The sequence below is a fragment of the Leifsonia sp. KNZ13-11D genome, assembly GCF_056754895.1.
The window spans coordinates 939,767-964,234 of sequence record NZ_JBPGWU010000001.1; the positions used below are offsets into that span (position 1 = coordinate 939,767).

27 protein-coding genes are annotated in these 24,468 nt (G+C 67.6%); all 27 read left to right on the forward strand.

Translation table 11 applies throughout. The features are described from left to right. Positions 1-150: 150 nt before the first annotated feature. The 27 genes from ACR9Y5_RS04715 (at position 151) to rpsC (ending at position 24,468) form a co-directional block, all read left to right on the forward strand. Positions 151-375 carry a hypothetical protein gene (locus tag ACR9Y5_RS04715; RefSeq protein ID WP_481296888.1) on the forward strand — a complete coding sequence of 75 codons (225 nt, stop codon included), beginning with the start codon at positions 151-153 and terminating at the stop codon, positions 373-375. A 184-nt stretch (positions 376-559) separates the two neighbouring features. Next, positions 560-2,227, forward strand: a complete 1,668-nt coding sequence (locus ACR9Y5_RS04720; protein WP_481296889.1) for a GspE/PulE family protein — start codon at positions 560-562, stop codon at positions 2,225-2,227. Positions 2,228-2,235: 8 nt separating this feature from the next. Further along, positions 2,236-3,843 (forward strand): type IV pilus twitching motility protein PilT, encoded by a 1,608-nt coding sequence (locus tag ACR9Y5_RS04725; protein ID WP_481296890.1) that lies wholly within the window; start codon positions 2,236-2,238, stop codon positions 3,841-3,843. Continuing rightward, complete coding sequence (locus ACR9Y5_RS04730) at positions 3,843-5,066, forward strand: type II secretion system F family protein (RefSeq protein ID WP_481296891.1); 1,224 nt, start codon at positions 3,843-3,845, stop codon at positions 5,064-5,066. Before ACR9Y5_RS04725 ends, ACR9Y5_RS04730 begins: the two co-directional genes overlap by 1 nt. 220 nt (positions 5,067-5,286) lie before the next feature. Further along, complete coding sequence (locus ACR9Y5_RS04735; RefSeq protein WP_481296892.1) at positions 5,287-5,691, forward strand: type IV pilin protein; 405 nt, start codon at positions 5,287-5,289, stop codon at positions 5,689-5,691. Between the two features lie 93 nt (positions 5,692-5,784). Then, positions 5,785-6,213, forward strand: coding sequence for a type IV pilus modification PilV family protein (locus ACR9Y5_RS04740; protein ID WP_481296893.1), 429 nt, complete (start codon positions 5,785-5,787; stop codon positions 6,211-6,213). 2 nt (positions 6,214-6,215) lie between these two features. Continuing rightward, positions 6,216-6,782: a PilW family protein gene (locus ACR9Y5_RS04745; protein ID WP_481296894.1), complete on the forward strand. Its 567-nt coding sequence runs from the start codon at positions 6,216-6,218 to the stop codon at positions 6,780-6,782. Continuing rightward, positions 6,773-8,251 carry a hypothetical protein gene (locus ACR9Y5_RS04750; RefSeq protein ID WP_481296895.1) on the forward strand — a complete coding sequence of 493 codons (1,479 nt, stop codon included), beginning with the start codon at positions 6,773-6,775 and terminating at the stop codon, positions 8,249-8,251. The genes ACR9Y5_RS04745 and ACR9Y5_RS04750 overlap by 10 nt, the downstream gene beginning before the upstream one ends. Before the next feature lies 1 nt (position 8,252). Next, the gene (locus ACR9Y5_RS04755) at positions 8,253-9,074 is read left to right on the forward strand and encodes a prepilin peptidase (RefSeq protein ID WP_481296896.1); all 822 of its coding nucleotides are present in this window, start codon (positions 8,253-8,255) and stop codon (positions 9,072-9,074) included. A 30-nt stretch (positions 9,075-9,104) separates the two neighbouring features. Continuing rightward, the gene (pilM, locus tag ACR9Y5_RS04760; protein ID WP_481296897.1) at positions 9,105-10,154 is read left to right on the forward strand and encodes a type IV pilus assembly protein PilM; all 1,050 of its coding nucleotides are present in this window, start codon (positions 9,105-9,107) and stop codon (positions 10,152-10,154) included. Between the two features lie 194 nt (positions 10,155-10,348). Next, positions 10,349-10,966 (forward strand): hypothetical protein, encoded by a 618-nt coding sequence (locus ACR9Y5_RS04765; RefSeq protein ID WP_481296898.1) that lies wholly within the window; start codon positions 10,349-10,351, stop codon positions 10,964-10,966. Between the two features lie 2 nt (positions 10,967-10,968). After that, complete coding sequence (locus tag ACR9Y5_RS04770; protein ID WP_481296899.1) at positions 10,969-11,718, forward strand: hypothetical protein; 750 nt, start codon at positions 10,969-10,971, stop codon at positions 11,716-11,718. 87 nt (positions 11,719-11,805) lie between these two features. Continuing rightward, positions 11,806-12,945: a hypothetical protein gene (locus ACR9Y5_RS04775; RefSeq protein WP_481296900.1), complete on the forward strand. Its 1,140-nt coding sequence runs from the start codon at positions 11,806-11,808 to the stop codon at positions 12,943-12,945. Between the two features lie 14 nt (positions 12,946-12,959). After that, positions 12,960-13,454: a DUF6121 family protein gene (locus tag ACR9Y5_RS04780; protein WP_481296901.1), complete on the forward strand. Its 495-nt coding sequence runs from the start codon at positions 12,960-12,962 to the stop codon at positions 13,452-13,454. A 457-nt stretch (positions 13,455-13,911) separates the two neighbouring features. Beyond that, positions 13,912-14,286, forward strand: a complete 375-nt coding sequence (gene rpsL, locus ACR9Y5_RS04785; RefSeq protein WP_011186743.1) for a 30S ribosomal protein S12 — start codon at positions 13,912-13,914, stop codon at positions 14,284-14,286. Beyond that, the gene (rpsG, locus tag ACR9Y5_RS04790; protein ID WP_089908555.1) at positions 14,286-14,756 is read left to right on the forward strand and encodes a 30S ribosomal protein S7; all 471 of its coding nucleotides are present in this window, start codon (positions 14,286-14,288) and stop codon (positions 14,754-14,756) included. The genes rpsL and rpsG overlap by 1 nt, the downstream gene beginning before the upstream one ends. Positions 14,757-14,840: 84 nt before the next feature. Next, positions 14,841-16,955 carry an elongation factor G gene (gene fusA, locus ACR9Y5_RS04795; RefSeq protein ID WP_481296902.1) on the forward strand — a complete coding sequence of 705 codons (2,115 nt, stop codon included), beginning with the start codon at positions 14,841-14,843 and terminating at the stop codon, positions 16,953-16,955. Between the two features lie 115 nt (positions 16,956-17,070). Next, positions 17,071-18,264, forward strand: coding sequence for an elongation factor Tu (tuf, locus tag ACR9Y5_RS04800; RefSeq protein WP_310130967.1), 1,194 nt, complete (start codon positions 17,071-17,073; stop codon positions 18,262-18,264). Positions 18,265-18,735: 471 nt separating this feature from the next. Next, positions 18,736-19,734: a hypothetical protein gene (locus ACR9Y5_RS04805; protein WP_481296903.1), complete on the forward strand. Its 999-nt coding sequence runs from the start codon at positions 18,736-18,738 to the stop codon at positions 19,732-19,734. A 412-nt stretch (positions 19,735-20,146) separates the two neighbouring features. Beyond that, entirely contained in the window at positions 20,147-20,455 is a 309-nt protein-coding gene (rpsJ, locus tag ACR9Y5_RS04810) for a 30S ribosomal protein S10 (protein WP_018191969.1), read from the forward strand. A 14-nt stretch (positions 20,456-20,469) separates the two neighbouring features. Then, positions 20,470-21,144, forward strand: a complete 675-nt coding sequence (gene rplC, locus ACR9Y5_RS04815) for a 50S ribosomal protein L3 (RefSeq protein WP_310130963.1) — start codon at positions 20,470-20,472, stop codon at positions 21,142-21,144. A gap of 4 nt (positions 21,145-21,148) precedes the next feature. Beyond that, a complete protein-coding gene (gene rplD, locus ACR9Y5_RS04820) occupies positions 21,149-21,811 on the forward strand; it encodes a 50S ribosomal protein L4 (RefSeq protein ID WP_481296904.1) in 663 nt (220 codons plus the stop codon). Beyond that, positions 21,811-22,107 carry a 50S ribosomal protein L23 gene (gene rplW, locus ACR9Y5_RS04825; protein ID WP_481296905.1) on the forward strand — a complete coding sequence of 99 codons (297 nt, stop codon included), beginning with the start codon at positions 21,811-21,813 and terminating at the stop codon, positions 22,105-22,107. Before rplD ends, rplW begins: the two co-directional genes overlap by 1 nt. A 24-nt stretch (positions 22,108-22,131) precedes the next feature. Then, positions 22,132-22,971 carry a 50S ribosomal protein L2 gene (gene rplB, locus ACR9Y5_RS04830; protein ID WP_481296906.1) on the forward strand — a complete coding sequence of 280 codons (840 nt, stop codon included), beginning with the start codon at positions 22,132-22,134 and terminating at the stop codon, positions 22,969-22,971. Positions 22,972-22,983: 12 nt separating this feature from the next. Then, positions 22,984-23,265 carry a 30S ribosomal protein S19 gene (gene rpsS, locus ACR9Y5_RS04835; RefSeq protein ID WP_018191964.1) on the forward strand — a complete coding sequence of 94 codons (282 nt, stop codon included), beginning with the start codon at positions 22,984-22,986 and terminating at the stop codon, positions 23,263-23,265. Between the two features lie 25 nt (positions 23,266-23,290). After that, complete coding sequence (rplV, locus tag ACR9Y5_RS04840) at positions 23,291-23,701, forward strand: 50S ribosomal protein L22 (RefSeq protein WP_310130956.1); 411 nt, start codon at positions 23,291-23,293, stop codon at positions 23,699-23,701. Further along, positions 23,701-24,468 carry a 30S ribosomal protein S3 gene (gene rpsC / locus ACR9Y5_RS04845; RefSeq protein WP_310130955.1) on the forward strand — a complete coding sequence of 256 codons (768 nt, stop codon included), beginning with the start codon at positions 23,701-23,703 and terminating at the stop codon, positions 24,466-24,468. Before rplV ends, rpsC begins: the two co-directional genes overlap by 1 nt.

The following is a 24,468-nucleotide window of genomic DNA, read 5'->3' on the forward strand; positions in this document are numbered from 1 at the left end:
CTCCCTCCCTCCCTCCCCGCGCGCGCGGCCGCTCCGCTCCGCTGAGGTGCACGTTGTTGCGCCCCCGACCGGCGTGTCGAGCGCAACGACGTGCACCTCAGCGGAGCGGAGCGGATGGGGGGAGGGGGTGGGGGATGGGAGGATAGGGGTATGTGGCGGCAGCTTCTCGAGTACACGGATGGCGTGGGGCGCGCGATGGTCGGCGTCGCCGGCGTCGCGCTGGTGGTCGCGGTCGTCAGCTTCATCGCGGGGATCATCCAGGCCGCCGGCGGCCACGCCGCGGCCACCCTCCCGTTCTGGCTCACCACGATGGGATGCGCGGTTCTGGCGGTGGCCCTCGTCTTCCTCGCGAGCCGCCGCGGCCGGCTGCACTGACGGACGTCGCGAGCGCCGTTCAGCGCGACCCCCGCACGCGGGGCACCCGGTCGCGGGTCTGTTTCTCAGGGGAGATAGCCGGTTACTGTGGCAAGGCTTCGTCCCGACCGGAGCAGCTCCAGGCCGGGACGTGCCCTGTCGGATTACCCGAACCCGGCAGGACCCCTATCCGAGGAGGTCCCCCGTGGCGTCCATGACCGAGATCCTCATCCTTCACGGCCATCTGCCCATCGAATACCTGGACGCCATCTCGGCGTCGAGGTCGGACGACACCGTCGCGCGCGATCTGCTCGAACGCGGCGTCATCACGTCCACCCAGCTCGCCCACGCGCGGGCGGCCCAGGCGGGCGTGGCTTTCGTCGAGCTGGTCGACTACCCGGTCGACCGCACGGCGGTCGCCAGCGTCAGCGGCGCCATCTGCCGGCGGCATTCCGTCCTGCCCATCGCCGTGGACGCTGGAACGCTGATCCTGGCCATGTCCGACCCGGGCGACGTGTTCGCGATCGACGACGTCCGCGCCGCGGCGCGTATGCCCGTCCAGGTGGTCGTCGCCGAGCCTGCCGACCTCGAGGCCGCCATCGACCGGCACATCCGCGCCGACGACGAACTGAACGACCTCTCCACCACATTCGAGGAGGAGACCGCACCGGCGCAGGACGCCGCCGCTTCGATGGAGGAGTCCCCCGAGGACGAAGCGCCCATCGTCCGCTTCGTCAATCTCATCGTGAGCCAGGCGATCCAGGACCGCGCATCCGACATCCACATCGAGCCCGGCGAAGACAGCCTTCGCGTGCGGTACCGCATCGACGGGGTGCTGCACGAGATGCAGAGCGCTCCGAAGTCGGTGCAGAACGGCGTGATCTCGCGCCTGAAGATCATGAGCGACATCAACATCGCCGAGCGGCGCAAGCCCCAGGACGGGCGCATGTCGGTCGTCCACGGTGGACGGCAGATCGACCTGCGCGTGGCGACGCTCCCCACCGTGTGGGGCGAGAAGGTCGTCATGCGGATCCTCGACAACACCAACACATCGCTGACGCTCACCGACCTGAACCTGCTCGAGCGCAACCTCGAGACGTTCCGAACCGCTTACACCAAGCCGTACGGCATGATCCTGGTCACCGGCCCGACCGGTTCCGGCAAGTCCACGACCCTGTACACGACACTGAACGCCGTATCGAAGCCGGAGATCAACGTCATCACGGTCGAGGACCCGGTCGAGTACCGGATGCCGGGAGTCAACCAGGTGCAGGTCAATCCCAAGGCGGGACTGACCTTCGCCAGTGCGCTGCGCAGCATCCTGCGCAGCGACCCGGACGTCGTGCTGCTCGGCGAGATCCGCGACCACGAGACGGCCCAGATCGCCATCGAGGCGTCGCTGACCGGACACCTCGTGCTTTCGACACTGCACACCAACGACGCACCCAGCGCGGTGACCCGACTCACCGAGATGGAGATCGAGCCGTTCCTGGTCGGCTCGGCGCTCGACTGTGTCGTCGCCCAGCGCCTCGCGCGCCGGTTGTGCGAACGCTGCAAGCGCCCGACGGCGTACGCGGCGGACGACCTGCGCCGCCTTCGGTTCCCCATGACTCCGGAAGGGGAGCCGCCCGTGATCTACGGTCCGGTCGGCTGCACCGCATGCTCGAACACGGGCTACCGCGGGCGTCTCGCGGTCCACGAGGTCATGGCGGTCACCGAGGAGATCGAACGGCTCACGGTGGAGCGCGCATCCAGCGCGGAGATCGGACGAGCGGCTAGGGAGCAGGGCATGCTCACGCTTCGTGAGGACGGCTGGGAGAAGGTCAAGCTCGGCCTGACGTCGGTCGACGAGATCATTCGAGTGGTGGCCTAGGAGGACACATGGCGACGGACGGCAGCAAGGACGGATGGGGTATCCCGGGACCGGGTGACCCGCGGCCGATCTACGAGATCCCCGTGGTGGCTCCGCGAACGGGCGACCTGTGGTCGGCCGTCCCAGCGCCGACCACGCCTCCGGTGACGCTCGCGCCGTCGGAGTGGGCCGGCCGTCACGCGTCCGCGGCTGAGACGGGCGAGGCCGAGTCCGAGCCTGTGTTCGCGCCCGCTCCGACGTCGGCCCCCGTGTCCGGCCCTGCGCCGGACGCCGCGCCGATCGCGGCGTCGTACCCGCCACCGGCGACGCCACCCCTGCCCGCATCGGCGCCGCCTCCTGCGACCACGGCCCTTCCCGTGGCTCCAGCGCCGGTGACGTCGGTTCCGGCCGTCCCGTCGGCGACCATTCCCGCCGACGAGTACGACACCTCCACGCTGACGCCCGCCGAGCGCGAGGCACTCGCTGCCGCGGACCCGGAACTCGTGGCCGCGCTCCGCACCGTTGTCGCGTCCCGCGCCTCCGACCTCCACGTGACCGTCGGCGCGGCGCCGATGATCCGCGTGGACGGCTCGCTGACTCCGGCGGGATCCCACGAGCCGTGGGGCCACGAGCGCACGCGCGCCGCTCTCTTCAGCCTGCTCAACGAGCGGGAGCGCGCCACGTTCGAACGGGAACTCGAACTGGACTTCGCCTTCACGATCTCGGCGAACTCGCGTTTCCGTGTCAACGTCTACCAGCAGAGAGGTGCTGTCGGCGCGGCGTTCCGTCTCATCCCCACCGAGATCAAGGGCCTCGCCGAGCTGGGCGTACCCGAGAGCGTCGGCCGGCTGTCGCAGCTCCCGCGCGGCCTCGTGCTCGTCACAGGACCGACCGGCTCCGGCAAGTCGACAACCCTGGCCGCTCTCATCGACCTGGTGAACTCGACCCGGGCCGATCACATCGTCACGGTCGAGGACCCGATCGAGTTCATGCACGTGCACAAGAAGTCGATCGTGAACCAGCGCGAGGTGGGCCACGACACCCGCAGCTTCGGGAACGCCCTCAAGCACGTCCTCCGTCAGGACCCCGACGTCATCCTCATCGGCGAGCTCCGCGACCTCGAGACCATCTCCGTCGCGCTGACCGCGGCCGAGACGGGCCACCTCGTCTTCGCCACCCTCCACACGCAGGACGCACCGCAGACCATCGACCGTGTGATCGACGTGTTCCCACCGCACCAGCAGCAGCAGGTGCGTGCACAGCTCGCTGCGACGCTCCAGGGCGTCATCTGCCAGACGCTCGTGAAACGCGCGTCGGGCCGCGGTCGAGCCGTCGCCACGGAGGTGCTCATCATGACACCCGCCATCGCCAACCTCATCCGTGAGGGCAAGACCTACCAGATCGGCTCGATGATGCAGGCGGGTCGTGGCTCGGGAATGCACACCATGGACCAGCACCTCGCCGACCTCGTCAACAGCGGCCAGATCACCCACGCAGCTGCTCTGGAGAAGGCCCACGACGTCGAGGGCATCCGACGGCTGATCCAGCGCACAGACTCGCCGACGGACCAGGCTGCGCGCGCGTTCGCCGCGAGCGGTCCGGACTACGGCGACTCGTACTCCCAGGTGGTGCGCTGATGGCCACCGTCCAGGCGTACGCGTACCGCGGTCGCAACGCGGAGGGCCGCATCGTCAAGGGCCGGATCGACGCCGCCAGCGAGGGGGCGGTGGCCGCGCGGCTGCGCGTCATGGGACTCTCTCCCGTCGCCATCGCGGAGGCGGATGCCACCGGCCTCAACCGGGAGATCAACCTCGGCTTCGGTTCCGGGGTCAAGCTCAAAGACCTGGCCATCATGAGCCGGCAGATGAGTACTATGATCGGCGCCGGACTGTCGCTCCTGAAGACCCTCACCGTGCTCTCCGAGCAGACGGAGAACAAGAAGCTCGCGAAGATCCTCGTGGAGGTCACCGAGCAAGTGGAGGCGGGCACATCCCTCTCGGAGGCCTTCCGGAAGTACGACGACGTTTTCCCGCCGCTCATGGTCAACATGGTCCGTGCGGGTGAGACCGGCGGGTTCCTGGACGGTGCCCTCGATTCCGTAGCGACCAACTTCGAGAAGGAGGTCAAGCTCCGAGGAACGATCAAGTCGGCGCTGACCTACCCTGTGATCGTCCTCATCATGTCGCTCCTGTCCGTGATCGGCATGCTGCTGTTCATCGTCCCGGTGTTCGACAACATGTTCAAGAGCCTGGGCGGGCAGCTGCCGCTGCCCACCGAGATCCTGGTCGTGATGTCGCACAACATGGTGTGGCTCGGACCGCTGCTGCTCGTCCTCGTGGTGGGCTTCGCCTGGTGGTGGAGCCGGAACAAGCACGAGGAGCGGGTCAGACGCGTCGTCGACCCGATCAAGCTGAAGACGCCGGTCTTCGGCAAGCTCCTCAAGAAGATCGCCATCGCGCGGTTCAGCCGCAACTTCTCGAACATGATCGGGGCCGGCGTGCCGATCCTCCAGGCGATCCGCATCGTGGGGGAGACCAGCGGCAACTACGTCATAGAACGCGCTCTCGTGGCCGTGGCGGAGTCCGTCCGTCAGGGCGAGTCGATCGCTCGCCCGCTGCAGGACCACCCCGTGTTCCCGTCGATGGTCACGCAGATGATCGCCGTGGGCGAGGACTCCGGCTCCCTGGAGACGATGCTCGACAAGATCGCGGACTTCTACGATCAGGAGGTCCAGGCCTCCACCGAGCAGCTGACCGCCATGATCGAGCCGCTCATGATCGCGTTCCTGGGTGTCGTGATCGGCGGCATGGTGATCGCGCTCTACATGCCGATCTTCCAGATCTCCAGCCTGATCAAATAACAGGCGCGAGCCGTACCACGGTAGGCACCATTTGTCCTCGATTTCGGGGACAACAAAACGTGATTCACCCTCGCTTTGGGGGCATGATCAGGGGTTAAACCCCCACACAAGGGATTCTGGCGGCGATTTGAACGCCCCTAACATCGTCAACGAGCGGGGATGCACCCGCCCACCCCGCATCACTCCCGACCGAATGGACACTGCAATGTACTTCCGACTCATGGGCAAACTGAATCGCCGCCGCCAGGGTCTCCTGGAGGAGAACGAGAAGGGCTTCACCCTCATCGAGCTCCTCGTCGTGGTGATCATCATCGGCATCCTCGCCGCGATCGCCATCCCCGTGTACCTGGGTATCCAGAACAACGCCAAGGACAGCGCGACGAAGTCCGACCTGACAAACGCGAAGACCGCCGTTGTCGCGGCCCAGACCGCCGCGAACGGAACGCTCCCCACTGCGCTGCCGAGCCCCTACGACAATGGGTCTATCGGGGGCACGACCGGGCTCCTCTACAAGCCGGTCACGACTACTAACCCGCCGACGTTCTGCATCCAGGGGACGAGCGGCTCGGGTGACACCTACTCGATCACCGACTCCACGTCGGCGACCAAGGCGGCCTGCCCGTAAGCAGAGCTCCACCGGGTGGGTCGGCACGCTTCCGCCGGCCCACCCGTTCTCTCGTTCTGAATCCATCAGATCCGACCCGAAGGGAGGTGGAACATGAACACCGGAGACAAAGCCCGCCGCACCAGCTTCATTCGAGGCGCCGACGACAACGGCTTCGGCATCGCCGAGGTTCTCATCGCCATGTTCCTCCTCGGCCTGATCGCGGTCGCCCTCATCCCGATCCTCGTCCAGGGCCTCCGGGTCTCGGTCCAGAACGCCTCCCTCGCTACCGCAACCCAGCTCGCCAATCAGCAGATCGAGCAGGTTCGCGGTCTGACTGCCTGCAGTTCCATCACAGCGGCCACCACCACCGCCAGTGCCCAGAACGTTCCACTGAAATCGGTCCGTGCCATCGGCACGACCTGCCCGGCCACGGCGGCGGGCTATCCGACCACCGTCAAGGTCTCGGTCACCGTCACCCGCACCGACACCGGCGCGGTGCTCACCACGGCGAACACGCTCGTCTTCGTGACGGGACCGTGACCATGACCCCCGCAGAAGACTCCAGAAGCGACGACGGGTTCACGCTCGTTGAACTCGTCATTGCTGCGATGATCCTGGTCCTCGTCCTCGCCATCGTCGGTGCGATGATGTCCAGCCTCTCCAGCACCTCCAGGACGGTGAACTCGATGGCCGCGACGACGACCTCCGCTCAACTGGCCGCCGAGTCGGTCGAGCGCGGGATCCGCAACGCCTCGGACTTCATGCTCACCTCGCCGTCCGGCACCGATCAGCTCCTGATCGCACGTACCGCCCAGGGGGGCGCGACTCTGGGCTGGCAGTGTGTCGCCTGGTATTACTCCGCGGCGGACGGAAGCATCCGCTACACGATCTCGCCCTCGGCGATCGCGGTCCCGACCGCGGCGACGCTCCCCACCTGGACCCTGCTGACCAAGAGTGTCACCCCCAACATCGGCACCGGGATCTTCAGCGGAGCCACTCCCACCCTCACGATCGGGTTCACCGGACAGTCCTCCGGCGCTGGACCCGTCGCCATCAATAGCACGGTCGTCAGCCGTGCAGGATCATCAGGGACGCCGGCATGCTACTGATCACGCGATACCTCCGCGCACACCGCCAGCCCGAGCGTGGTTCGGCCCTCATCGCCGTGCTGGGCCTGATGATCTTGGGCATCATCCTCACGACGCTCATCGCCACTTCGGTCGTGTCGGCCTACGGCTTCAGCTCCTCCACCCGCGCCGGCGTGCAGTCGCACGCTGCAGCGGACGCGGGTATCGCCGCGGCCCGAGCCGGGCTGTACACAGCCGGCAACTGCGCTGCCCAACCAACTCCGGGTGTATACACCGCGACGGGCACGCTCGCCTACTCGGCCGTCGTCTCATTCGATGCCGGGTCCGGCTGGCAGGCCGGGTGCCCGACCTCCAGCGCCAGCCGGGTGCGGATCGTCTCCACCGGAAGCCCCCAGGCTCCCGGCATCTCGGGCAACACGTCGGGTAACGCGCGCAAGGTCGAGGCCGTCTTCAACTGGCTCGTCCCGGGCATCACGCCCTCCGGTACGTCCATCGACCTCTACAGCGGAGGCCAAGTGGAGGCCAACTCCGGCTTCGACCTGTCCGAGAGCAGCGGACTGGTCGTGCAGAACGGCAACCTCGTCTGCAACAAGAACAATTCGGTGTTCAACGGCAATCTCTCTGTCGGGGGAGCGTCGCCGAACGGCAACCTCACCTTCGGCGGCACATGCACCGTCAACGGCAATGTGAATGTGCAGAACACCGCGACGCTGGGCAGCGGAAACATCGTCGGCAATCTGACCGCGAGTGCCGTCTCCCCGAATCCCCCGGGCTCGAAGGTCTCCGGGACATACACGCAGTCCGGCTCCGTCCCGACGGCTCCGCCGTGGGTCGATGTGACCTACAAGCCGAGCGACTGGGTGGACTCGACCGGCACACCCTTCCAGGTCCAGGTTGCTCCGACCGACGTGCCGTGCACCTTCTCGACGGGAAACCTGGGCGGCACCCAGCCGGGCAAGCCGGTGATCATCAACATGCTCGGCTGCGTCGGCGGCCCGTCCGCGAACAACAACACGACCGTGTCGTTGACCAGCGACGTGGTCATCTTCGCCAACCAGTTCAACTTCAGCGGTACGAACAAGCTGGCCTTCACCTCGTCGAGCTCGGCCGTCCACCGCCTCTGGTTCATCACCCCGGACAACGTGGCCGACCACCAGCCGACGTGCAATTACGCCCCTGCTGCGACGGACCCGACCCACCAGGACGACTTCGTCGCGAAGAACGACCTGACAGCCTCGGACGTCATCTCGACGGACAACGCTGTGCAGGCGATGCTGTACACACCGTGCGCGCTGGTCTCGAAGAACAACCTGACGTGGAACGGACAGATCTACGCGGGGACTTTCAGCACGGTTATCAACAACCCCATCTACACCTTCGATCAGGTCGGAATCGCCGGCTACGATCTCAACACGGGCGCTGTGCTACCGCCCCTGCCGAATCCGCAACCCGGCTCTCTGATCTCGAACCGCGACCTGGGGGGCAGCTGACATGCCGGTCGTCCTCCTGGGCCTGTTCGGATCGCTCATCGGTTCGTTCCTCAACGTCGTGATCTTCCGCGTCCCTGCGGGCCGCTCGATCGTGACGCCCCCGAGCGCCTGCGGTTCGTGCAGTGCCCGGATCCGGGGGTACGACAACATCCCCGTCGTCTCCTGGCTGATCCTTCGCGGCCGGTGCCGCGACTGCGGCGCGCGCATCTCAGCGCGCTACCCACTGGTCGAACTGGGCACAGGACTCGTCTTCGCCGGCATCACCGTGTGGGCGCTGGAGCGCTGGGGCTTCCCGACCGCGTTCGACGGCCACGCGCTCGGCGCCGTCGTCGCGTCGATCGCGTTCCTGTACCTCGGGGCGATCAGCATAGCGCTGGCGCTGATCGACCTCGACACCCACCGCCTCCCGAACCGTATCGTCCTCCCCGCCTACGCCGCGGGCGCCGTCCTGCTCACCGTGGCGGCGCTCGCTCTCGGCGACCCGGCCGCGCTCGGCCGGGCGGCGATCGGCATGGGCGGGATGCTCGCGCTCTACCTTGCGCTCGCGCTGGCCCGCCCCGGGGGCATGGGACTCGGCGACGTGAAACTCGCGGGCGCGCTCGGTCTCTTCCTGGGCTTCCTCGGCTGGGGCGAACTCGTCGTCGGCGCATTCGCGGGCTTCGTCCTCGGCGGCCTGTTCGGCCTGGCGCTCCTCCTCACCCGCCGCGCTGCTCGAGGCAGCGGCATCCCGTTCGGCCCGTGGATGCTCGCAGGAGCCTGGCTGGGGATCGTCGGCGGGGGCGCGATCGCGCACGGCTATCTCTCGTTGCTCGGGATCGTCTGATCCGGCGGCATGGTCAGAAGGGAAAACGCAATGGTCTCAAGAATCGTCGGTGTGGACGTCGGGAACGACGTGATCCGCGCCGTGGAGGTCGCGGACTTCGACAAGCCCCGGCCCACGCTGCTGCGCTACCACCAGGCGGTGCTTCCGGATGGAGCGGTGCAACGCGGCGAGGTCATCGAGCCGAATACCGTCGCAGAAGCGCTGAAGCACTTGTGGAAGACGGGCGGATTCACCTGCAAGCGGGTGGTCCTCGGAGTGGGCAACCAGCGCGTGTTCGCGCGGGAGCTCACCGTCCCGCGGGCGCCGCTCAAGCACATCCGCGAAGCCCTCCCGTTCCAGGTCCAGGATATGCTTCCCGTTCCGGTGGCCGACGCCCTGCTCGACTTCTATCCCGTCGCCGAGGCCGTGACGGACCATGGGGCGCCGGGTATCCGGGGCCTCCTCGTCGCCGCCGTCAAAGAGGCGGTCGCCAACAAGGTGCTCGCAGCGAAGCTCGCTGGTCTGACGGTGGTCGATGTCGATCTCGTCCCCTTCGCTGTGAGCCGGGTGCTCGTCTCACGGCCCGGCATCGGTGGCGGTGTGGTCCTGATCGACATCGGGGCGAACACCACCAGCGTGGTGATGGCCGCGGACGGCGTGCCGCAGTTCGTGCGCATCATCCCGGCAGGAGGCGAGGATGTCACGCGCGCGCTCGTCTCCGAGCTCGGGATGGATGCGGCGCAGGCCGACGCCGCGAAGCGCAGACTCGGGCTCGCCACCAGCGTCGATCCGGCCGATCATCCGAGTGCGGAGGTCATCCACCGCGTGACAGGAGAGCTGATCAACAGCCTGCGCAACACTGTCTCGTTCTTCGCGAACACGCGACCGGATCAAGCGATCGGCCAGGTCGTCCTGAGCGGCGGTGGATCGTACCTCGGCGGCCTCCCGGACACCCTCAGCCGCGCCACCGGCCTTCCGGTCGCGGTCGGGGACGCGCTCGCTGCGGTCAAGGTGTCGCCCAAGCTGACCGGCGGGGACATCGGACGCGATCGCGTCGCCCTCAGCGCAGCGCTGGGACTCGCAGTAGGGAGCGCGGCATGACTCAGACAGCCGAACGCAAGGACACGGGCCGACGCGCATCGAAGGGCTCAGGTCCCGAGGATTCAACGAGCGGCGCGGAGGTTGCGAAGCCCGGCCGCGGCGGCCGCCGGAAGGTGGCGGGCACGGCGGGAGGGACGCCTCGTTCAGGCGGATCCAACCGGCGGGACGGCGTCGTGGTCGGTGCGGAGCCACGCGTGCATCTGCTCCCGCCTGAGGTCCTCGCGGACCGCAAGGCTGCGGCGATCCGCAGTCGCCTCCTCCTCGGGGTCGTCGCGGTCATCGCCCTGACGGTGCTCGGCATCCTTGGCGTCGGTGCGCTGGCGGCTTCGGCACAGCGTGACCTCGCTTCGGAGCAGGCAAAAACCCAGCAGCTGCTCAAACAGCAGCTGCAATACGTCAAGGTGCGCGCCGTCCAGCAGCAGCTCGACCTCATCAAGACCGCCCAGGAGGTGGGAGGTTCGACGGAGATCGCCTGGACTCCCTACCTCCAGAAGGTGCAGGCCACGCTCCCGCCGAACGTCGCCATCACCGGGGTGGCTGTCGACTCGTCGACCCCGATCGAGCTCTATCCCCAGTCGACCGCATCGCTGCAGGGACCTCGCGTCGCGACCATCGTCTTCACCGCGCAGAGCCCGTCCCTTCCGGAGGTCCCCTCCTGGCTGATCGCTCTGAAGACGCTGCCGGGGTACGCGGATGCCCTCCCCGATTCGGTGAATCTCGATCAGAGCGGCTCCTACACCGTGACGATCACCATGCATGTCGACGAGAAGGCGTTCTCCAACCGCTTCTCGGCGAAGAACCGGGGGAAGTGACCATGGACAAGAACAAGATGTGGATCATCGGCTCAGTACTCGTCATGGCTATCGTCCTGGCGCTCGGCTGGTTCCTGGGGATCTCGCCCCAGCTGGCGAACGCCGCCTCCGCGAGCCTGCAGCGCCTCGACGTGCAGTCGTTGAATGCGACCCAGGAGGCGACGCTCGCGAAGCTCAAGAAGGACTACGCCGACCTGGGCGAGCTGAACGGGCAGCTCGCTGAGCTCTCGCAGTCCGTACCGAGCGATGCCGCTGCCGATGCCTTCGTCGACGAGGTCGACGCCATCGGTGCGACGGCGGGAGTCACCGTCGCAGGAATCACCGTCGCGGATGCGAAGCCGTACGCGCCCGTGTCCGCTCCGGCCCCGGCCGGCGGCGCGGCGACCCCCGCACCGACAGCGACGGCCACGCCGGCCCCGACAGCAACACCGGTTCCGACGCCGACCGCGAACGCGACGCCGGCCCCTGGGATGCCGCCGGTGACGAGCCCGAAGATCACCGCGGCGAACTTCTCGTCCCTGGCGGTCACCCTGACGGTCAAGGGCACCTATGCGCAGACGCTCGCCTTCGTGGACGGTCTTCAGCACGGCAAGCGGCTGTTCCTCGTGGACGGGATCACGACCTCCTCCAACTCCGGTGGGACCAGCTCGACGAGCGCGCCGGCCGCGGAGGGGATGAAGAGCGCGACGATCACCGGTCTGATCTTCGTCGTCACCCCGTCGACCACGGCCACCGCTCCCAGCCAGAAGTAGCGCCCCCGGTCCCGCCTCCCTGGACACCCGCCGCCCCGTTGCTACAGTGGGGCGCAACGGGCCCGCCGGGCCGATGGAGGAGCCAGGATGAGCGACACGCCGGAGTCCGCGCCCAAACGCGCGACCTACGAGCCCGCGCCCGACGCCGACCAGGTCGCTCCCGCGACCGCCCCGGCCGAGTCGGCCGCAGCGCAACCGCAGGACACCGACCCGCAGGTGGTGGAGCCGCCGTCGAACCCGGTCTCCGCCCGCGGCCACATCAACCGCCCGGACGAGGAGGAGGCCGCGGACGCGAGCGCCCCCGCCGCAGCACCATCCGCCGAGCCCGCGCGCCCCGCGATCTCCGAACCGGACCCCGTCGTCTCCACCGACGACGACGTCGCCGCCGCCGTCGCCCGCAACAGCGCCCAGCCGGGTGCGACCGCCGCCGGCGACGCCACCGTCGACACCGCGTCGCCCGCCGAGTCGGCCACCCCGGTCATCGCCGCCGCCGAGGCGGCGAACCTGCGCCAGGCGCAGGACGCCCCGACCACGGCGTACCCCGCCGCAACGCCGAACGGCGACGGGGCCGGGGTCGCGACCGCCGCCGCCGGAACGGCCGCCACGGCCGCCGCGCCGGTGGGCGCCGGCGCGCAGCCCGTCGCCCCGATCTACCTGCAGCGTCCCGAGCCGCCGAAGAAGAAGAGCAACCGCGGTGTCGGCATCCTGATCGCGCTGGTCGGCACTGTCGCGTTCGCCGTGCTGTGGGCGGCGGCCGTGCTCATCGTCGGCTCGCTGCTCACCCCGAGCGACGAGTTCGTGCCTGCGCTGGTCCAGTTCTTCACCGGCGGTATCCGCGGGTGGGCGCCGGTGGTCGCGTTCTTCATCGGGATGGTCGTGCTCATCCAGATCCTGAACCGCGCGCGCTGGTGGGCGTACATCCTCGGCGGCCTGTTCGTCGCCGTCTTCGTCTACCTCGTCTACATCGGGGCCGGGCTGGTCGACGCGCAGTACTGGACGCGCACCTCCAACGAGTTCGCCATCCTGATGCGCAGCGCCTGGGTGAACCCGTTCGCCGTCCTCGCCGGTGTGATCGCCCGCGAGATCTCCATCTGGACGGGCGCCTGGCTGGCCGGTCGGGGCCGCAAGCTGAAGGCACGGAACGCGGAGGCGCAGGCCGACTACGAGCAGCAGGTGGCCGACGCCCAGAACCAGGCGGCGGCGGCCTACGCGCAGCAGGGGTACTGACCCGGAGGTGACGGATGCGTGACGAGCGCGCCTACGCCACCGTCGTCGCGTTCTTCGCGGCAGGACTCTACCTCGCGCTCCTCGTCGCGGCGTTCGGGCTGATCTCGCTCGCCACGGACACGGACGTCATCGGCGATCCGCAGGTGGGCCCGCTGGTCGGCCCCACGATGGTGATCGCGGCGGCTGTCATGCTGCTCGTGTTCCTGATCGTGCTCGGCACCCGCGTTCCCGCCGAACGGCAGCGCGTGTCCCCGGGTGTCGCCCTCGGCGTCGGCGTCGCCTGCTACGCGGTGTTCATCGCGGCGGGCGGAATCGCCGGCGCTTTCGGCGACCCGGGTGACCCGCTGCACTACGTCCTGTTCGCCCTCTCACAGCTGATCCGCTGGCCGTCGATCACGGCCGGAGCGGCGGCGTTCGCGGTGACGTTGCTCTACCAGCTGGTGCTCGTCGGCCGGTTCCGCCAGCGCGGTCGCCCCCGCTGGCCCTGGGAGCGCGACGAGGACGCGTAGGCGAAGCGAAGAGAGCCGTCAGACACACACCCGCACCGGAAGGGACGCATCCACCCGCGGGACCCGCACGAGCGTGAAGCCGCCGTTCTGAATGCGCGCGCCGCGGCCCGGCGGGAACTCCGACCGGTTCGGCGGCCCTTTCGCCCTGCGCGGACAAGGCCTTTAGCACCCCTCGCTCATTTGACCGTGGGGGACCCGCCGGATAGTATTTATCGGGTGTGCGCTCTGCTGCGCGCTTGCTCCATGCCCTCTTTCGGGCGCGGGGAGAGCGGGCTGGCACGTACTCATCCGATGGGCAGGGAGACCGCACGGAATCCCGGCCCCCACGGCATATCGACCCGGAACCTTTTCGATCGGGGCCGATACTCCCACTTCCGAACGACCCGCGGCGCGGGCGGTTCGGGGTGCGGAAAAAAGCGACAACTGTCACCGTGCAGTCCATATAAGGAGAAGTTCAGTGCCAACCATTCAGCAGTTGGTCCGTAAGGGACGGACGCCGAAGGTCACCAAGACCAAGGCCCCCGCCCTGAAGGCCAACCCCCAGCAGCGCGGCGTGTGCACCCGTGTCTACACCACCACCCCCAAGAAGCCGAACTCGGCGCTCCGCAAGGTCGCCCGTGTGAAGCTGTCGAACGGGACCGAGGTCACCGCTTACATCCCCGGTGAGGGCCACAACCTGCAGGAGCACTCCATGGTGCTCGTCCGTGGCGGCCGTGTGAAGGACCTTCCCGGCGTCCGCTACAAGATCGTCCGCGGCGCCCTGGACACCCAGGCCGTGAAGAACCGCAAGCAGGCTCGCAGCCGTTACGGCGCGAAGATGGAGAAGAAGTAATGCCTCGCAAGGGTCCCGCTCCGAAGCGCCCCGTCGTCGCCGACCCGGTCTACGGGTCCCCGGTCGTCAGCCAGCTCGTCAACAAGATCCTCCTCGACGGCAAGAAGGGCCTCGCCGAGCGCATCGTCTACGACGCGCTCGAGGGCGTCGCCACCAAGTCCGGCCAGGATGCGGTCACCACGCTCAAGAAGGCGCTCGACAACATCCGTCCGACCCTCGAGGTCCGCTCCCGCCGCGTCGGTGGCTCGACCTACCAGGTGCCGGTCGAGGTCAAGCCGCACCGCGCCAACACCCTCGCGCTCCGCTGGCTCACCAGCTACGCCAAGGGCCGTCGCGAGAAGACCATGACCGAGCGTCTCACCAACGAGATCCTCGACGCCTCGAACGGCCTCGGCGCCGCCGTGAAGCGCCGCGAGGACACGCACAAGATGGCCGAGTCGAACAAGGCCTTCGCCCACTACCGCTGGTAATAAATCTGGCCGTCCGGGCGTTGCACTGAAGAGTGCCGCGCCCGGATGGCACACCTTCCACTTTCAACTTTTCGGAGGAACCCTGTGGCACAGGACGTGCTCACCGACCTGAACAAGGTCCGCAACATCGGCATCATGGCCCACATCGATGCCGGCAAGACCACCACGACCGAGCGCATCCTGTTCTACACGGGCGTCAACCACAAGATCGGCGAGACGCACGACGGCGCCTCGACCACCGACTGGATGGAGCAGGAGAAGGAGCGCGGCATCACCATCACGTCCGCGGCCGTGACCTGCTTCTGGAACAAGAACCAGATCAACATCATCGACACGCCCGGACACGTGGACTTCACCGTCGAGGTGGAGCGCTCGCTCCGCGTGCTCGACGGCGCGGTCGCCGTCTTCGACGCGAAGGAGGGCGTCGAGCCCCAGTCGGAGACCGTGTGGCGCCAGGCCGACAAGTACAACGTCCCGCGCATCTGCTTCGTCAACAAGATGGACAAGCTGGGCGCCGACTTCTACTTCACGGTCGACACCATCATCTCCCGCCTCGGCGCCAAGCCGCTGGTGATGCAGCTCCCGATCGGTTCCGAGTCCGACTTCGTCGGCGTCGTCGACCTGATCGAGATGCGCGCGCTGGTGTGGCCGGGCGACGCCAAGGGCGATGTGACCATGGGCGCCAAGTACGAGGTCCAGGACATCCCCGCCGACCTCCAGGCCAAGGCCGAGGAGTACCGCGCCAAGCTGATCGAGACCGTCGCCGAGAGCGACGACGTGCTGCTCGAGAAGTTCTTCGGCGGCGAGGAGATCACGGTCCCCGAGATCAAGGCCGCGATCCGCAAGCTCACCGTCAACAACGAGATCTACCCGGTCCTCTGCGGTTCGGCGTTCAAGAACCGCGGCGTCCAGCCGATGCTCGACGCCGTGATCGACTACCTCCCGTCGCCGCTCGACGTGCCCGCCATCGAGGCGCACAACCCGCGCGACGAGGAGCAGGTCATCATGCGTCACGCCGACGCGACCGAGCCCTTCTCCGCGCTGGCCTTCAAGGTCGCCGTGCACCCGTTCTTCGGTCGTCTGACCTACGTCCGCGTGTACTCGGGCCGCATCGACTCCGGCGCCCAGGTCGTCAACTCGACCAAGGGCAAGAAGGAGCGCATCGGCAAGATTTTCCAGATGCACGCCAACAAGGAGAACCCGGTCGACTTCGTCACCGCCGGCAACATCTACGCGGTGATCGGCCTCAAGGACACCACCACCGGTGACACGCTGAGCGACCCGGACAACCAGGTCGTGCTCGAGTCGATGACCTTCCCGGAGCCGGTGATCGAGGTCGCCATCGAGCCGAAGACCAAGGCCGACCAGGAGAAGCTGGGCACCGCGATCCAGAAGCTGGCCGAAGAGGACCCGACGTTCCGCACCGAGCAGAACCAGGAGACCGGCCAGACCGTCATCAAGGGCATGGGCGAGCTCCACCTCGACATCCTCGTCGACCGCATGAAGCGCGAGTTCAACGTCGAGGCGAACGTCGGAAAGCCCCAGGTGGCCTACCGCGAGACCATCCGCCGCACGGTGGAGAAGTACGACTACACCCACAAGAAGCAGACCGGTGGTTCCGGTCAGTTCGCAAAGGTGCAGATCACCCTGGAGCCGCTCGAGGTCACCCCGGAGACCTCGTACGAGTTCGTGAACGCCGTCACCGGCGGTCGCGTGCCGCGCGAGTACATCCCCTCGGTGGATGCGGGCATCCAGGACGCGATGCAGGTCGGCGTTCTCGCCGGCTTCCCGACGGTGGGCGTCAAGGCGACGCTCGTCGACGGTGCCTCGCACGACGTCGACTCCTCGGAGATGGCGTTCAAGATCGCCGGTTCGATGGCCTACAAGGAGGCCGCTCGGAAGGCGAACCCGGTGCTCCTCGAGCCGCTCATGGCGGTCGAGGTGCGTACGCCGGAGGAGTACATGGGCGACGTGATCGGCGACCTGAACTCCCGTCGTGGGCAGATCCAGTCCATGGAGGACGCCAGCGGTGTCAAGGTGGTGCGTGCCAACGTTCCGCTGTCCGAGATGTTCGGATACATCGGCGACCTGCGGTCGAAGACCTCGGGCCGCGCGGTGTACTCGATGCAGTTCGACAGCTACGCGGAGGTCCCGAAGGCTGTGGCCGACGAGATCGTCCAGAAGAGCAAGGGCGAGTGACCTCGGTCGCTCACCCCAGGCAACATCCCGTAACATAAGAAACCAATCCGCAGATCCCACCGGTCGAAATCCGTCGACCGGGGGACCTGCACGAGAGTCCTGAGGAGGACCCACAGTGGCTAAGGCCAAGTTCGAGCGGACTAAGCCGCACGTCAACATCGGAACCATCGGTCACGTCGACCACGGCAAGACGACGCTCACCGCGGCGATCTCCAAGGTGCTTGCTGACAAGTACCCGTCGGCGACCAACGTTCAGCGCGACTTCGCGTCGATCGACTCGGCTCCGGAAGAGCGTCAGCGTGGTATCACGATCAACATCTCGCACGTCGAGTACGAGACGCCGAAGCGCCACTACGCGCACGTTGACGCCCCGGGTCACGCCGACTACATCAAGAACATGATCACCGGTGCCGCTCAGATGGACGGCGCGATCCTCGTGGTCGCCGCCACCGACGGTCCGATGGCTCAGACCCGTGAGCACGTTCTGCTCGCCAAGCAGGTCGGCGTGCCGTACCTGCTCGTCGCGCTGAACAAGTCCGACATGGTCGACGACGAGGAGATCCTGGAGCTCGTCGAGCTCGAGGTCCGCGAGCTGCTCTCCAGCCAGGACTTCGACGGCGACAACGCCCCGGTCGTCCGCGTCTCGGGCCTGAAGGCTCTCGAGGGCGACGAGAAGTGGACCCAGTCCATCCTCGACCTCATGGAGGCCGTCGACGAGTCCATCCCGGACCCGGTGCGCGACAAGGACAAGCCGTTCCTGATGCCGATCGAGGACGTCTTCACGATCACCGGTCGTGGCACGGTCGTCACCGGTCGCGCCGAGCGCGGCACCCTCGCCATCAACTCCGAGGTCGAGATCGTCGGCATCCGCCCGACGCAGAAGACCACGGTCACCGGTATCGAGATGTTCCACAAGCAGCTCGACGAGGCGTGGGCCGGCGAGAACTGTGGTCTGCTCCTCCGCGGCACCAAGCGCGAGGACGTGGAGCGCGGCCAGGTCGTCGCGAAGCCGGGTTCTGTGACCCCTCACACCAACTTCGAGGGCACCGCCTACATCCTGTCCAAGGACGAGGGTGGCCGTCACAACCCCTTCTACACGAACTACCGTCCGCAGTTCTACTTCCGCACCACCGACGTCACCGGCGTCATCTCGCTGCCCGAGGGCACCGAGATGGTCATGCCCGGCGACACCACCGACATGTCGGTCGAGCTGATCCAGCCGATCGCCATGGAGGAGGGCCTCGGCTTCGCCATCCGTGAGGGTGGCCGCACCGTGGGCGCCGGTACCGTCACGAAGATCAACAAGTAAGTCCTCGCGACCTCGCTTGTGAGAGGGTCGGGCCTTCGGGCCCGGCCCTCTTTCGTGTTCACCGGGGCTTTACCCGGAGGCCACTCCGTCGCAGAATTGACGCACCGTATCAACCGAACGGTTCCGTCGATGAGAGGAGTGCCTATGGATACCCACAGCCTCGCAAACCAGCCCACGTCGCTGACAGGTTCTCGCAACGGAAGTTCGGGGGCCGCATAGCGGTCGTGGACACATCAGCTGAGTGGCGGCGCGAGGCGCCACTCGAGCGGGGTCGGCAGAGCCGGCCCCGCTCCCTTATGTCCGGCCGGCACCGCGACTGCTGCGTTTCGTAACGTCTGCGCCCCGTCGCGCCGCCGCAGACGTTACGAATCGCAGCAGACGCCACTGTCCACAGGCCGCGGCGGGGCCACCGGCCTCCACAGATCCGCGGAATGTCCTCGCCCGGTGCGTCATCGCCGGTAGACCGGAGGGATGCGCTCCTCCGACACTCCGCTGCTCCGGCTTCCGCCCACAGTGCTCGTCCGCCACCTCCACGGTCACGGGGAGACGCGGCAGCGGCACGCGCGGGCCGCTCACCGGGGCGACGAGATCCGGGTGGGCCGGGGCGCCTACGTCGACCGCTCCGAGTGGGACGGCCTCGGTCCGCGCGAACGGCACCTCGTGCGTGCGAGCGCGTTCGCCCGGACTCGCGCGACTCCGCCGGTGTTCTCGCACTGGTCCGCGGCGGCACTGCACGACCTGCCGTTCGCCGGAGATCGCGCCGACTTCATCCACATCGCCGTCGGCCGGACGAGCGGCGGGCGATCGGCCCGGGATGTACGGGTTCACTCCGTCGATGTGCCGGAGGACGACATCGTCGATGTGCACGGGATGCGGTGCACCGGCCTCGAGTGCACCGTCGTCGACATCGTAGCAACCTCGTCGCGCGCCGAGGCCGTCGCCGTCGCGGACCGCGTGCTCGCCGGCGCGGACGCCCGCGACCTCGTGAGCGGCGAGGCTCGCCGTGAGGCTCTCCTGGACGCATGGATGCGTGCGCAGCCGTTGCGCGGACATCGCCGGGCACTGGAGGTGATCGGGTTCGCGGATGGACGCGCCGAGTCCCCGCTCGAGTCGATCAGCCGTGTGGCGATGCACGAGGCCGGGCTCCCGCGTCCGCTCTTGCAGGAGCAGTTCGACGACCGGCGTGGCCGGATCGGCTACGTCGACTTCGCCTGGCCGGAGTTCCGCCTGATCGGCGAGGCCGACGGCGACGCGAAGTACCTCGACGCCTCCCTGCGGGGCGGCCGGTCCGCCGAGCGGGTGGTGCTCGACGAGAAGATCCGCGAGGACCGCCTCCGCGCCCTCGGCTGGACCGTCGTGCGCTGGCGCTGGAGCACCGCCCGCGAGGCCGGCGCCCTGGCCCGCCTCCTCTCCGACGCCGGCCTGCCCGCCGACCCGCGTAGCCGCTGGGACGACTGCGCCGTTTCGTAACGTCTGCCGCCCGTCGCGCACGCGCCGACGTTACGGGACGCGGCAGTCGCCGCGTGCGGGTGCGCCACGCCGACGCGACACGCCCGGGTTGCAGCATTGGCCGCGATCTGGCAAACTTGTCTAGTTCAACATTTCGGAACGTGTGCGCAGGTGCGCCCGCCGACCGGATCACTGCCAGGCAGTGCATAACCCGTCGCAGAAGCGATCGATGGTTAGGCCGCAGGCAGCAGGACACGCTCAATCAGACCACCGTAGAGGCCAGGGGTTACCCCTGTGCCACGAACCGGCCGGCTCGGGTGAGTTGACAGAAGAATAGTGGCGTTCCCCACGCGTACGTCGCACCGCGTCCAATGCGAAGAACGACTCGAGAGAGCCGTCTCGTACGACGCCATAACAAGAGAGAGAGTCAGACATGGCGGGACAGAAGATCCGCATTCGGCTTAAGTCGTATGACCACGAGGTCATCGACACCTCGGCGCGCAAGATCGTCGACACGGTGACCCGTGCAGGCGCGACCGTCGTCGGCCCGGTGCCCCTTCCCACCGAGAAGAACGTGGTGGTCGTCATCCGTTCGCCCCACAAGTACAAGGACAGCCGCGAGCACTTCGAGATGCGCACGCACAAGAGGCTGATCGACATCATCGACCCGACGCCGAAGGCCGTCGACTCGCTCATGCGTCTCGACCTGCCCGCCGACGTCAACATCGAGATCAAGCTCTAAGGGGGAGTGTCACCATGCCTAACTCCAACAGCGCAGCGCACGACACCAAGACCTCCAAGGGTCTCCTCGGCAAGAAGCTCGGCATGACCCAGGTCTGGGACGAGAACAACAAGCTCATCCCCGTCACGGTCATCGAGATCACGCCGAACGTCGTGACCCAGGTCCGCACCCCCGAGGCCGACGGCTACAACGCCGTCCAGATCGCCTACGGCCAGATCGACCCGCGCAAGGTCAACAAGCCCTCCGCCGGCCACTTCGACAAGGCGGGCGTCACCCCGCGCCGTCACCTCACCGAGGTCCGCACCGCCGACGCCGCCGAGTACGCGGCCGGCCAGGAGCTCACCGTCGACGGCACCTTCGAGATCGGCCAGCTGGTCGACGTCGTGGGCACCTCGAAGGGCAAGGGCTTCGCCGGTGTCATGAAGCGCCACAACTTCCAGGGTGTCTCCGCTTCGCACGGTGCGCACCGCAACCACCGCAAGCCGGGCTCCATCGGCGCCTCCTCGACCCCGAGCCGTGTCTTCAAGGGCATGCGCATGGCCGGTCGCATGGGTGGCGAGCGCGTCACCGTCCTGAACCTCAAGGTGCAGGGCATCGACGCCGAGAAGGGCCTGCTGCTGGTCAAGGGCGCCGTTCCCGGCGCTCGTGGCCGCATCGTTTTCGTCCGCAACGCAGTGAAGGGGGCCTAAGCAGATGGCTACCTCGATTGACGTCGTCGACCTCAAGGGCAAGAAGGCCGGCTCCATCGAGCTTCCCGAGGCCCTGTTCGACGTTCAGACCAACATCCCGCTGATCCACCAGGTCGTCACGGCGCAGCTCGCCGCAGCACGCCAGGGCACGCACAAGACCAAGGGTCGCGGCGAGGTCTCCGGCGCCGGCCGCAAGCCGTTCAAGCAGAAGGGCACCGGTCGCGCCCGCCAGGGTTCCATCCGCGCCCCGCAGATGACCGGTGGTGGCATCGTCCACGGCCCGACGCCGCGCAGCTACGCGCAGCGCACCCCGAAGAAGATGATCGCCGCTGCTCTGCTCGGCGCTCTCTCGGACCGCGCTCGCGGCGCCCGTCTCCACGCCGTCCAGGCCTTCACCGCCGGTGACGCGCCCTCGACCAAGGCCGTCGTCGACCTGCTGAGCGGCATCGCGACCTCGAAGCACGTCCTCGTCGTGCTGGAGCGCGACGACGAGCTGGCCTTCAAGAGCGTCCGCAACGTCCCCTCGGTGCACGTGCTGACCTACGACCAGCTGAACGCCTACGACGTCCTGGTGAGCGACGACATCGTCTTCTCGCAGGCCGCGCTCGAGGGCTTCATCGCCTCCAAGACGAACACTGCGAGCAACAAGGAAGAGGTGGATGCGTAATGGCCGTCAACAAGAACCCGCGCGACATCATCATCGCCCCGGTGGTCTCCGAGAAGAGCTACGGCCTGATCGACGAGGGCAAGTACACCTTCGTCGTCGACCCCCGCTCGAACAAGACCGAGATCAAGCTCGCGATCGAGTCGATCTTCAAGGTCGAGGTCGCTTCGGTGAACACCCTGAACCGTCAGGGCAAGACCCGCCGCACCCGCTTCGGCATCGGCAAGCGCAAGGACACCAAGCGCGCCATCGTCACGCTGAAGTCCGGTTCCATCGACATCTTCACGGCCGTCGGCTGAGCGAAGGACTAGAGGAAGACAGACATGGCTATTCGTAACTACAAGCCCACGACCCCCGGTCGTCGCGGCTCCTCGGTCGCCGACTTCGCCGAGATCACCCGCTCGACGCCGGAGAAGTCCCTTCTCCGTCCGCTGTCGAAGACCGGTGGCCGCAACAACCAGGGCCGTATCACGACCCGTCACATCGGTGGTGGCCACAAGCGCCAGTACCGTGTGATCGACTTCCGTCGCAACGACAAGGACGGCGTCAACGCCAAGGTCGCTCACATCGAGTACGACCCCAACCGCACCGCTCGCATCGCGCTGCTCCACTTCGTGGACGGCACCAAGCGCTACATCCTCGCGCCGGCCGGCCTCAAGCAGGGCGACGTCGTGGAGTCGGGTGCCGGCGCGGACATCAAGCCGGGCAACAACCTTCCGCTGCGCAACATCCCGACCGGTACCGTCGTGCACGCGATCGAGCTGAAGCCGGGCGGTGGCGCCAAGATCGCCCGTTCGGCCGGTTCGTCGGTGCGCCTCGTCGCGAAGGACGGCCCCTACGCCCAACTGCGCCTCCCCTCGGGCGAGGTCCGCAACGTCGACGCGCGCTGCCGCGCGACGATCGGCGAGGTCGGCAACGCCGAGCAGTCGAACATCAACTGGGGCAAGGCCGGCCGTATGCGGTGGAAGGGCGTCCGCCCGACCGTCCGCGGTGTCGCGATGAACCCGATCGACCACCCGCACGGTGGTGGTGAGGGCAAGACCTCCGGTGGTCGCCACCCGGTCAGCCCGTGGGGTCAGAAGGAAGGCCGTACGCGCCACCCCAACAAGGAAAGCGACAAGCTCATCGTCCGCCGCCGTAACGCCGGCAAGAAGCGCAAGTAGGAGTTCGAGAAGATGCCACGCAGTCTCAAGAAGGGCCCCTTCGTCGACGAGCACCTGTTTCGCAAGGTGGTCGCCGCGAACGAGGCCAACAGCAAGAACGTGATCAAGACCTGGTCGCGCCGCTCGATGATCGTCCCGGCCATGCTGGGTCACACCATCGCGGTGCACGACGGTCGCAAGCACATCCCGGTGTTCGTCACCGAGACCATGGTCGGCCACAAGCTCGGCGAGTTCGCGCCGACCCGTACCTTCCGCGGTCACGTGAAGGACGACAAGAAGGGTCGCCGCCGCTAACGCGGAGGCGAAAAGGAGGAGAGAAATGGTGGAGTCGATCGCCCGCGTGCGACACATCCGCGTCACCCCCATGAAGGCCCGCCGCGTCGTCAACCTGATCCGCGGCAAGCAGGCCCAGGAGGCCCTGGCCATCCTGAAGTTCGCGCCTCAGAGCGCGAGCGAGCCTGTCTACAAGCTCGTCGCCTCGGCCATCGCCAACGCGCGGGTCAAGGCCGACCAGAGCAACACCTACCTGGACGAGCAGGACCTGTACGTGAGCCGCGCCTTCGTGGACGAGGGGACCACCCTCAAGCGGTTCCAGCCGCGTGCACAGGGCCGGGCCTTCCGGATCAACAAGCGCACCAGCCACATCACGATCGTCCTCGCGACGCCGGATGAGGTCGTGGACGCTCAGCCAGCGAAGAAGGCCAGCACCGTGAAGAAGGCGAGCAAGTAATGGGCCAGAAAGTCAATCCCTACGGCTTCCGTCTGGGCATCACCACCGACCACGTGTCGCGCTGGTTCTCGGACAGCACCAAGCCGGGTCAGAAGTACAGCGACTACCTCGCCGAGGACGTCAAGATCCGCCGCCTGCTGCAGACCTCGCTCGACCGCGCGGGTGTCTCGCGCATCGAGATCGAGCGCACCCGTGACCGCGTCCGCGTCGACATCCACACCGCCCGCCCGGGCATCGTGATCGGTCGTCGTGGCGCCGAGGCCGAGCGCATCCGCGCCGACCTCGAGAAGCTCACCGGCAAGCAGATCCAGCTGAACATCCTCGAGGTGAAGAACCCCGAGGCCGACGCCCAGCTCGTCGCGCAGGGCATCGCCGAGCAGCTCTCCGCCCGTGTGGCCTTCCGCCGCGCGATGCGCAAGGGCCTGCAGGGCGCGCAGCGTGCCGGTGCCAAGGGTGTCCGCATCCAGGTGTCCGGCCGTCTCGGCGGCGCCGAGATGAGCCGCTCCGAGTTCTACCGCGAGGGTCGTGTGCCGCTGCACACGCTCCGCGCCAACATCGACTACGGCTTCTACGAGGCCAAGACCACCTTCGGTCGCATCGGTGTGAAGGTGTGGATCTACAAGGGCGATATCACGAACAAGGAACTGGCTCGCGAGCAGGCGAACGTCAAGCCGTCGCGCGAGCGCAACGACCGTCCGCGTCGCGGTGGCCGGGGCAACGCCCCCGAGACCACGGCCGCGCCGGCCGCAGCAGGAGTTGAGGCATAA